The organism is Streptomyces sp. 3-6 (genome assembly GCF_056323165.1).
In genome coordinates, this window is record NZ_JBWHZP010000028.1 from 38542 (window position 1) to 48809 (window position 10268).

5 protein-coding genes and 4 tRNA genes are annotated in these 10268 nt (G+C 71.7%); 6 read left to right on the plus strand and 3 right to left on the minus strand.

What is annotated here, in order from left to right; all coding sequences use genetic code 11:
• Positions 1–137 precede the first annotated feature (137 nt).
• The 3 genes from AC02VZ_RS24635 to AC02VZ_RS24645 all read right to left on the minus strand — a co-directional run bounded on the left by AC02VZ_RS24635 (position 138) and on the right by AC02VZ_RS24645 (position 3784).
• Positions 138–2318 carry a DEAD/DEAH box helicase gene (locus tag AC02VZ_RS24635; protein WP_476476406.1) on the minus strand — a complete coding sequence of 727 codons (2181 nt, stop codon included), beginning with the start codon at positions 2316–2318 and terminating at the stop codon, positions 138–140.
• A 485-nt stretch (positions 2319–2803) separates the two neighbouring features.
• Positions 2804–3349, minus strand: a complete 546-nt coding sequence (locus AC02VZ_RS24640; protein ID WP_476476407.1) for a hypothetical protein — start codon at positions 3347–3349, stop codon at positions 2804–2806.
• Positions 3350–3433: 84 nt separating this feature from the next.
• Entirely contained in the window at positions 3434–3784 is a 351-nt protein-coding gene (locus tag AC02VZ_RS24645; RefSeq protein WP_432058073.1) for a metallopeptidase family protein, read from the minus strand.
• Positions 3785–3868: 84 nt separating this feature from the next.
• Here AC02VZ_RS24645 and AC02VZ_RS24650 point away from each other — a divergent pair, with 84 nt between their 5' ends.
• The 6 genes from AC02VZ_RS24650 (at position 3869) to AC02VZ_RS24675 (ending at position 10142) form a co-directional block, all read left to right on the plus strand.
• Positions 3869–5518 (plus strand): metallophosphoesterase family protein, encoded by a 1650-nt coding sequence (locus AC02VZ_RS24650; RefSeq protein ID WP_476476408.1) that lies wholly within the window; start codon positions 3869–3871, stop codon positions 5516–5518.
• Between the two features lie 80 nt (positions 5519–5598).
• Positions 5599–5671, plus strand: a tRNA-Glu gene (locus tag AC02VZ_RS24655).
• A 37-nt stretch (positions 5672–5708) separates the two neighbouring features.
• Positions 5709–5783, plus strand: a tRNA-Asp gene (locus AC02VZ_RS24660).
• 24 nt (positions 5784–5807) lie between these two features.
• Positions 5808–5881 (plus strand) — tRNA-Phe (locus AC02VZ_RS24665).
• 116 nt (positions 5882–5997) lie between these two features.
• Positions 5998–9975 (plus strand): ATP-dependent RNA helicase HrpA, encoded by a 3978-nt coding sequence (gene hrpA, locus AC02VZ_RS24670; RefSeq protein ID WP_476476409.1) that lies wholly within the window; start codon positions 5998–6000, stop codon positions 9973–9975.
• A gap of 92 nt (positions 9976–10067) precedes the next feature.
• Positions 10068–10142 (plus strand) — tRNA-Asp (locus tag AC02VZ_RS24675).
• Positions 10143–10268 lie beyond the last annotated feature (126 nt).

Genomic DNA, 10268 nt, shown 5'->3' on the forward strand with positions numbered 1-10268 from the left:
CCGAGCATAGCGGGACGTGACCGCCTCTCCGATCGGGTATTGCCCCCGGCGGGGCGTGAGATGTGCCGCGGGAAAGCGGGAGGGCCCACGCGACCGAAGTCGTGCGGGCCCTCACGGGTTCAGCTCGGCGGGGTGGGTCAGCCGTTGCGCTTCCAGCGCGGCTTGTCCTCTCGGCGGCCGAAGCTGCCGCCGCCGCGGTGGTCGTCACGGCGGCCGTGCGGGCGGTCGTGGCCGCCGGCGCGGAAGCCGGGGCGGTCGCCCTGGCGGTCGCGGTTGAAGGGGCGGTCGCTGCCGCGGTGACCGCCGCGGTCGTCACGGCGGAAGCCGCCACGGTCGCCGCCACGGTCACGGTCGCGGTCCCGGTTGAACCCGCCACGGTCGTCGCGACGCTCGAAGGAACGGCCACCACGGTCGCGGTCACGGTCGAAGGACCGGGCGGGGCGGTCGTCGCGGCGGAAACCGCCACGGTCGCCGTCCCGACGGTCGTAGGAACGGCCGCCCCGGTCACCGCGGTCACCGCGGTCGTCACGGCGGAAGCCGCCACGGTCGCCGCCACGGTCACGGTCGCGGTCCCGGTTGAAGCCGCCCCGGTCGTCACGGCGCTCGAAGGAACGGCCACCACGGTCGCCCCGGTCGTCCCGGCGGAAACCGCCACGGTCGCCGCCGCGGTCGTCACGGCGGTCGTCACGGCGCTCACGCCGCTCGTACGGGGCGGACGACTCGGTGCGCTCGCCGCGCTCGACGTCCCGCGCGGTCGGCTGCTCCGGCAGGACCACGGCCTCGGCCTCGGCCTGGGCCTGGGCGGCGGCCTCGGCCACGGCGACGGCCGGGTCCTCGCCCCGCTCCCGGGCGGCCCGGGCCAGCAGCCGGTCGGACTCCTCGCGCAGCTCGCTGGCACGCCGCTGGGCCCGCTCCAGCTCCTTGGTGAGCTGGGCGACCTCGCGCTCGGCCTGCTGGGCCGCGTTGCCGGCGGACTCCGCCTGGACCTCGGTCATGGACCGGGCGCCGGTGATCTCGGCGACGTCCGGGTCGAAGGCGGCGCCGCCCTGGATGATGTGGCGCGTGGCGTCGACGCCCGCGTCCTCCATCAGCCGGAAGATCTGGCGCCGCTGGTGCGGCAGGGAGAGGGAGACGACGGTGCCGGTGCGGCCCGCGCGCGCGGTGCGGCCCGCACGGTGCAGGTAGTCCTTGTGGTCGCCGGCCGGGTCGACGTTCAGGACGAGGTCGATGCCGTCGACGTGGATGCCGCGGGCCGCGACGTCCGTGGCGACCAGGACGTTGACGTACCCGTCCTTGAAGTCGGCCAGGGTCCGGGTCCGCGCGCCCTGCGTCATGCCGCCGTGCAGCGCGTCCGCCTTCACGCCCGCCTCGCGCAGCTGGTCGGCGACGCGGTCGGCGCCGAGCTGGGTCCGGACGAAGATGATGGTGCGGCCCTTGCGGGACGCGATGGCCGCGGTGACCGGAGCCTTGTCCTTGGGCTTCACGACGAGGATGTGGTGCGACATGGTCGTCACCGCGCCCTGGGCCGCGTCGACCTCGTGGGACACCGGGTCCTTGAGGTAACGGTCGACGAGGGTCTTGATCTCGTTCTCCATGGTCGCGGAGAACAGCATCCGCTGGCCGCCCGCGGGCACCTGGTCGAGGAGCTCGGTGACCTCGGGCAGGAAGCCCAGGTCGGACATCTGGTCGGCCTCGTCGAGGACGGCGATCTGCACGTTCTCCAGGGAGCACGCGCCGCGGTTGATGATGTCGCGCAGGCGGCCCGGGGTGGCGACCAGGATGTCGACGCCGCGTTCCAGGGCGTAGATCTGGTTGCCCATCGAGGTGCCGCCGCAGACGACCTTCATGCGCAGGTTGAGCACGTCGCCGTAGGGCTGGAGCGCGTCGGCGACCTGCATCGCCAGTTCACGCGTCGGCGTCAGGATGACGGCGCGCGGCTTGTGCTTCTCGGTGCGGCCGCCGGTCAGGGTGGCCAGCGTCGGCAGGCCGAAGGAGAGGGTCTTGCCGGAACCGGTGCGGCCCCGGCCGAGGATGTCCTTGCCGGCCAGGGCGTCCGGGATGGTCGCGGCCTGGATGGGGAAGGGGCTGGTCACGCCGTTCTGGGCGAGCTTGCGCACGACGCCCTCGGGGAGGCCGAGATCCGCGAACGTCATCGCGGCGGCCTCGTCGGCGGAGTCGGTGGTGTCATCGGTGCCGGTGACCGCGTCGGTGTCGGTGTCGGTGTCCTCGATGGTCGCGAGGGCGTCGAGGGTGTCGAGGTCCACGACGTTCTCGGCGTTCTCGGGCACGACGACGTGATCAGTACTGGCGATGGGCATACGAATGCGAAACCTTCCGGAGTCTCTTCGGCACGCGCCCGTCAACTCCGTGATTCGCTGCTTCGCAAATTACGACCGCCTCGATGCGGTCCACCACGGCAAAGGAGAGTACGCGCCACACGGCGCGCTCTGCGATGGCGCCGGGCAAATAGGATCAAACGATCTGCCACCATACGCACCCGGCCCCCCTCAAAGCAAACCGCTTCCCCCGTGCGGAAAGGAACCGCAGGTCAGGCCGTCAACCTGACGAAGACCGGATCGTTCGCTCGCCGCCGTCGCCGCCCGCCCCGCCCTCCGACGGGGCCTGCTCCCTCCCCGCCTCGCCGTCCGCCCCGCCCTGCCGGCGACCGACGCCCACGCCGCCCCGCAGACCAGCCGTCCAGCCAGGCCCCGCAGACCAGCCGTCCAGCCGGTCCCCACGGACCAACTGTCCAACCGGGCCCCACGAACCAGTCCGTCCAGCCGCTCCCGCCTACGCCGGTGCCCTACGCCGGCGCGCCCGCCCTCGGTGCCGGTTCGCGCTGCTCCAACTGGGTGTCCGGCGGCTCGTGGGCCGACGAGGAGGGCTCCGCGGCCGTCGGTTCGACCGGCGGGGGCGGCTCGGGCGCCGGGTCGGTGGGCTGCGCGTCCGGGGTGCGGGACGGGGCGGGCTGTGCCGGGCCGTCCGCAGGGGGCCGCGCCGGGCCGCCGGGGCCGGTGTCCCCGGGTTCCGGTCTGCTCGCCGACGCCGACGGCGAGGCGTCGGCGTCCGGGGACTCGCCGTCCTTGCGCTTATTGTCCTTGCCGCCCTTGCCCTTCCCGTCCTTGTCGCTCCCCCGGGCCCCGTCGGCGGAGGCCGCGTCGTGCCCGGCGGGGCCTCCGCCCGACACCGCCCGCTCCTCGCCCGGCGCGTCGTCGCCCCGCTGGCCAGCCGACCGGGACGGTCCGGCGCTCCCGTCGGCCCCGTCGGCGCCGACGCTCACGCAGCCGGCGGCAGCGGCGACGGCGACCAGCGTGGCGGCCAGACGGGCGGGTACGTACAAGCGGCGCACGGGGCCACCTCCGTGGGGAGTTCTGGGTCGACAGGCCCAACTCCCGGCACCCGCAGGAGGACACGCGCGGGACGCACAAGTGACCTATCCGTAGCCGAGGGCGTGCAGCCGGGCGTCGTCGATCCCGAAGTGGTGCGCGATCTCGTGCACCACGGTGATCTCCGCCTCGGCGACCACGTCCTCCCGGGACGCGCACATCCGCAGCGTCGGCATCCGGTAGATGGTGATGCGGTCCGGCAGGACTCCGGCGTACCACTCCCCGCGTTCGGTGAGCGGCGTGCCCTCGTACAGGCCGAGCAGCTCCGGGTCGTCCGCCGGGGGCTCGTCCTCGACGAACACCGCCACGTTGTCCATCAGCCGCGTCAGCTCCGGCGGGATCCGGTCCAACGCCTCGGCGACCAGCTCCTCGAACTCCTCGCGTGTCATCTCCAGCACACCGCCATTGTCGTCCACGACCCGTCCGTACGAGTCACCCCCGCACCTCGCATATCCGTCGGCCGACATGGGCATACGGGATCAATGGCCCGCGTTCCCGCCGCCGTGTCGACCGTGCTCCGCCGCGCCCGGAGCGCGCCGCGCTCCCTCCTCCGCCGTTCCCGACGCCCCGGCTCCGCAGCCGCGGTGGAACTCGCCCCCCGCCGTCACCCCTGGGCGCGGGCCCTGGGCCTCGTGGCGGTGGTGCTGGTGGGCGCCTGGCTCGGGCTCCTGGTGGTGGGCAATGTGCGGGTGCCCGTCGGGCCCATGGACACGACCATGACCCTGCGCCCCTCCTTCACCGGCGGCACGAAGATCAACGTCTCGCCGCTGGGCGCGCTGCAGCTCGACAGCCACACCGCTCCCGTGCGTCTCGACGTCAACGTGGACCAGCTGGACCCGGAGCGCGCCCAGGCCCTCGTCGACCACCCCGAGCGCATCTCCGGGCTCCAGGACGAGGTGACCCGGGACGTCAGCACCGGCACGGCCGACCTCGCCGTGCGCTCCTGCATCGCCGTGGTGACGGGTGCCACCGCCCTGGGCCTGATCGTCTACCGCCGTCCGCGCAGGGCCCTGGCCGCCGGGGGGCTGGCGTTCGCCCTGCTGGCGGCCTCCGGCGGGACCGCCTACGCCACCTGGAACCCGGACTCCGTCCTGGAGCCGCGGTTCTCGGGCCTGCTGTCGTCCGCCCCGTCGCTGGTCGGCGACGCGCGCAGCATCGTCACCGAGTTCGACGTGTACCAGCAGGAGCTGGCCCGCCTGGTCACCAACGTGACCAAGCTCTACGACGCCACGTCCACCCTGCCCACCTACCAGCCGGACCCGACCACCATCCGGGTGCTGCACGTCTCCGACATCCACCTCAATCCGGCGAGCTGGGCGATCATCGGCTCGCTGGTGAAGCAGTACCGGGTGGACGTCATCGTCGACACCGGCGACACCATGGACCACGGCACCGCCGCCGAGAACGGGTTCCTCGACCCCATCGAGAACCTCGGCGCCCCCTATGTCTGGGTCCGCGGCAACCACGACTCCCGGGTCACCCAGAGCTATCTGGAGGACCTGAAGAACGTGCACGTCCTGGACGACGGCCGGGCCGAGTCCATCGCGGGCCTGCGCTTCGCCGGCATCGGCGACCCGCAGTTCACCCCCGACCGTTCCAAGACCAAGGGCGCCGAGGAGTCCCAGGAGCTGGCCGGCGCCCGTCTCGCCTCCGCGCTGCGCGACCAGGCGGCGGCCGGGACGCCGGTGGACGTGGCGCTCGCCCACGAACCGTCCGCCGCACGCGAGGTGGACGGCACCGTGCCGCTGGTCCTCGCCGGCCACTACCACCGTCAGGACATGGAGGTCATGGAGTACGGCACCCGGCTGCGGATCGAGGGGTCGACCGGCGGCAGCGGGCTGCGTGCCGTCGAGGGCGAGCACCCGGATCCGATCGAGACGTCGATCCTCTACTTCGACCGCGACACCCGCCGGCTGCAGGCGTGGGACTCCATCAAGCTGGGCGGGCTCGGTCTGACGACGGCCGAGGTGAGCCGCCATCTGCCCGAGGAGAACCAGCCCGGCGCGGACTCGCCGTCGCCGTCGGGCTCACCCTCGTCCTCGCCCTCGTCCAGCCCCTCGCCGGCCCCCACCCCGGCGCCCTCGCCGTCCCGTCCGTCCCCGCCCGCGACCCGCCCGACGGCCACCCCGTAAACCGTTTTGGCGATAGGTCCCGCCATCCCATATGCTTCTCACGTCCCCGACGCGCTGAGAAGCGCCCAGGCGGGCCGATAGCCCTCATCGTCTAGCGGCCTAGGACGCCGCCCTTTCAAGGCGGTAGCACGGGTTCGAATCCCGTTGGGGGCACGCACCACCCTGTGCGACACTGTCGTACGACACGCTTGGTCCTGTGGAGCAGTTTGGAGTGCTCGCCACCCTGTCAAGGTGGAGGCCGCGGGTTCAAATCCCGTCAGGACCGCTGGTGTTTCACGTGAAACATCGCGGCTGGGTAGCTCAGTTGGTACGAGCGTCCGCCTGAAAAGCGGAAGGTCGCCGGTTCGACCCCGGCCCCAGCCACAGCAAAGGCCCCGATCACCGATCGGGGCCTTGTTGCGTCCCCCGGGTCCTGTGGCCCGGCTCCCCGGCAAAACCGTTGGCCGCGTCTTTCCGCGGGATGAGATCCTGGAATCCGTATGTCTACGCACCCTGCCCCCGCTCTCGGTTCCCTCGCCTCCCGCCTCGCCGACCTGTCGCTGCGCGACGCGCACCGGCTCGGCCGGCGGCTGGAGGGCGCGCGCAAGATCCGCAAGCCGGAGGCGCGGGCCGCCGTGCTCGCGGAGATCGAGACGGAGGTCACCGGGGCCGAGGAGCGCATGGCCACGCGCCGCTCGCGCGTGCCCGAGGTGCGGTATCCGGAGCAGCTGCCGGTCAGCCAGAAGAAGGACGAGATCGCCGAGGCGATCCGCGATCACCAGGTGGTGATCGTCGCGGGTGAGACCGGGTCCGGCAAGACCACGCAGATCCCGAAGATCTGCCTGGAACTGGGCCGCGGCGTGCGGGGCATGATCGGGCACACCCAGCCCCGGCGGATCGCGGCCCGCACGGTGGCCGAGCGGGTGGCCGAGGAGCTCGACTCCCCGCTCGGGGAGACCGTCGGCTGGAAGGTCCGCTTCACCGACCAGGTGAACCCCGACGCCACCTTCATCAAGCTGATGACCGACGGCATCCTGCTCGCGGAGATCCAGACCGACCGCGAACTGCGTGCCTACGACACGATCATCATCGACGAGGCGCACGAGCGGTCGCTGAACATCGACTTCCTGCTCGGCTACCTCGCCCAGCTGCTCCCGAAGCGTCCGGACCTCAAGGTCGTCATCACCTCGGCGACCATCGACCCGGAGCGCTTCTCCCGGCACTTCGGCGACGCCCCCGTCATCGAGGTCAGCGGCCGGACCTACCCGGTGGAGGTGCGCTACCGCCCGCTGCTGGAGGAGGACTCCGAGGACGCGGACCGCGACCAGATCACGGCCATCACGGACGCGGTCGAGGAGCTGATGGCCGAGGGGCCCGGGGACATCCTGGTCTTCCTGTCCGGTGAGCGCGAGATCCGGGACACCGCCGACGCGCTGACGAAGAAGCGGTACCGGTCGACCGAGGTGCTGCCCCTGTACGCGCGGCTCTCCCACGCCGAGCAGCACCGCGTGTTCCAGCAGCACAGCGGCCGCAGGATCGTTCTGGCCACCAACGTGGCCGAGACCTCCCTGACCGTCCCGGGCATCAAGTACGTCATCGACCCGGGCTTCGCCCGCATCTCCCGCTACAGCCACCGCACCAAGGTGCAGCGGCTGCCCATCGAGCCCGTCTCGCAGGCCAGCGCCAACCAGCGCAAGGGCCGCTGCGGCCGGACCTCGGACGGCATCTGCATCCGGCTGTACAGCGAGGACGACTTCCTGTCCCGTCCGGAGTTCACCGACGCGGAGATCCTCCGCACCAACCTGGCCTCCGTCATCCTGCAGATGACCGCGGCCGGACTCGGCGACATCGAGAAGTTCCCCTTCATCGACCCGCCCGACCACCGCAACATCCGGGACGGCGTGCAGCTGCTCCAGGAACTGGGCGCGCTGGACGCCTCGCAGAAGGACCCGCGCAAGCGGCTCACCCAGACCGGCCGCAAGCTGGCCCAGCTGCCGGTGGACCCGCGGCTCGCACGCATGGTGCTGGAGGCCGACCGCAACGGCTGCGTCCGCGAGGTCATGGTGATCGCCGCTGCCCTGTCCATCCAGGACCCGCGCGAGCGCCCGGCCGACCGGCAGACCCAGGCCGACCAGCAGCACGCCCGCTTCCGCGACGAGACCAGCGACTTCCTCGCCTACCTCAACCTGTGGCGCTACGTGCGCGAGCAGCAGAAGGAACGGGGCTCCTCCTCGTTCCGCCGCATGTGCAAGCAGGAGTACCTCAACTTCCTGCGCATCCGCGAGTGGCAGGACATCTACACCCAGCTGCGCACGGTCGCCAAGCAGATGGGCATCCACCTCAACGACCAGGACGCCCCGGCCGACCGGATCCACGTCTCGCTGCTGGCGGGTCTGCTGTCCCACATCGGCATGAAGGACGTCAAGGAGTCCAAGGACTCCGCCCCGGCCGGCCGCAAGGACGGCGGGCGCGGCGAGTACATCGGCGCCCGCAACGCCAAGTTCGCGATCTTCCCGGGCTCCGCCCTGTTCAAGAAGCCGCCGCGGTTCGTGATGTCCGCGGAGCTGGTCGAGACGTCCCGGCTGTGGGCACGGGTCAACGCGAAGATCGAGCCGGAGTGGGTGGAGCCGCTCGCGGAGCACCTGCTCAAGCGCACCTACAGCGAACCGCACTGGGAGAAGGACCAGGCGGCCGTGATGGCCTACGAGAAGGTCACCCTGTACGGGGTGCCGATCGTGGCGCACCGCAAGATGAACTACGGCCGGATCGACCCGGAGGCCTCCCGCGAGCTGTTCATCCGCCACGCCCTGGTGGAGGGCGACTGGCGCACCCACCACAAGTTCTTCGCCGACAACCGCCGGCTGCTGACCGAGGTGGAGGAACTGGAGCACCGGGCCCGGCGGCGGGACATCCTGGTCGACGACGAGACCCTCTTCGACTTCTACGAGCAGCGGGTCCCCGAACACGTCGTCTCGGGCGCCCACTTCGACTCCTGGTGGAAGCACAAGCGGCATGAGCAGCCCGACTACCTGGACTTCGAGCGGGAGATGCTCATCCGGGAGTCGGCGGAGGCCGTCACCAAGGCCGACTACCCGGACACCTGGCGGCAGGGCCCGCTGAAGTTCCGGGTGACGTACCAGTTCGAGCCCGGCGCCGACGCCGACGGCGTGACCGTCCACATCCCGCTCCAGGTCCTGAACCAGGTCACCGACGAGGGCTTCGACTGGCAGATCCCCGGCCTGCGCGAACAGGTCGTCACGGAGCTGATCCGCTCCCTGCCCAAGCCGGTGCGCCGGCACTACGTCCCGGCGCCCAACTACGCCAAGGCGTTCCTGGAGCGGGCGGTCCCGCTCCAGGAGCCGCTGACCGTGACGATGGCCCGCGAGCTGAAACGCATGGTGGGTGTCCCCTTCGACGCGGAGGACTTCGACTGGTCGCGGGTCCCCGACCACCTGCGGATCACCTTCCGGATCGTCGACGAGCGGCGCCGCACGCTCGCCGAGGACAAGGACCTGGAGGCGCTGCGCCTGCGGCTGAAGCCGCGCGCCCGCAAGGCGCTGAGCCGCGCCGCCGCGGCCACCGCCGAGCGCAGCGGCGGCGAGTCCCTGGAACGCTCGGGGCTGACCGACTGGACCGTCGGCACGCTCACCCGGGTCTTCGAGACCCGCCGGGCCGGCCAGCCGGTCAGGGCCTACCCGGCGCTGGTGGACGACGGTGACACCGTGTCGGTGCGGCTGTTCGACACCGAGGCCGAGCAGCAGGAGGCGATGTGGAAGGGCACCCGCCGCCTCGTCCTGCGCAACATCCCGGTCAACCCCGCGAAGTTCGCATCCGAAAAGCTGACGAACCAGCAGAAGCTGGCGCTGTCCGCGAATCCGCACGGTTCGATGCAGGCGCTGTTCGACGACTGCGCGATGGCGGCGGCGGACCGGCTGATCGCCGACTTCGGCGGGCCGGTGTGGGACGAGGAGTCCTACCGCAAGCTGTTCGACCGGGTGCGCGCCGAGATCGTGGACACCACCGTCCGGGCGGTGGGGCAGGTGCAGCAGGTGCTGGCCGCCTGGCAGGCGTGCGAGCGACGGCTGAAGTCGGTCCGCAGCCCGGCGCTCCTGGCGAACCTGCGGGACGTGCGGGAGCAGTTGGACGCGTTGGTGCGGCCGGGCTTCGTGACGTCCGCCGGCCTGCGCAGGCTGCCGGACCTGATGCGCTATCTGGTGGCCGCCGACCGGCGTCTCCAGCAGATGCCGGCCAACGTCCAGCGGGACACCACCCGCATGGAGAAGGTCCGGGAGATGCAGGACGAGTACGCGTGGCTGCTGGAGCAGATGCCCCAGGGCCGCCCGGTTCCGCAGCAGGTGCGGGACGTCCGGTGGATGATCGAGGAGCTGCGGGTCAGCTACTTCGCGCACGCGCTGGGCACCGCGCACCCCGTCTCGGACAAGCGGATCATCAAGGCGATCGACGCGCTGGCACCGTGACGGTACGGCCACCCAGGGTGAGTTCGACCAGGCGGCCGCCCTCCTGTACAGTCTCTTTTCGCAGCGCAGAGCAGTGAACGCGCCGCGAACCTGGTCCTGTGGAGCAGTTTGGAGTGCTCGCCACCCTGTCAAGGTGGAGGCCGCGGGTTCAAATCCCGTCAGGACCGCATCACCGAGAAGGCCCGCGCCCGTGAGGGACGCGGGCCTTCCGCATGTCCGCCACGGACTCTTCGACGGCCGCTCGGTTCCACGGCCGGGCTGTTCCCCGGGCTGGAGCGCAGCACTGTCCGCCC

Excerpts from the sequence above, each read along its gene's own strand:
- hrpA (WP_476476409.1), top strand. The coding sequence starts at position 5,998 with ATGTCTACGCACCCTGCCCCCGCTCTCGGTTCCCTCGCCTCCCGCCTC.
- AC02VZ_RS24635 (WP_476476406.1), bottom strand. The coding sequence starts at position 2,318 with ATGCCCATCGCCAGTACTGATCACGTCGTCGTGCCCGAGAACGCCGAG.
- AC02VZ_RS24650 (WP_476476408.1), top strand. The coding sequence starts at position 3,869 with ATGGCCCGCGTTCCCGCCGCCGTGTCGACCGTGCTCCGCCGCGCCCGG.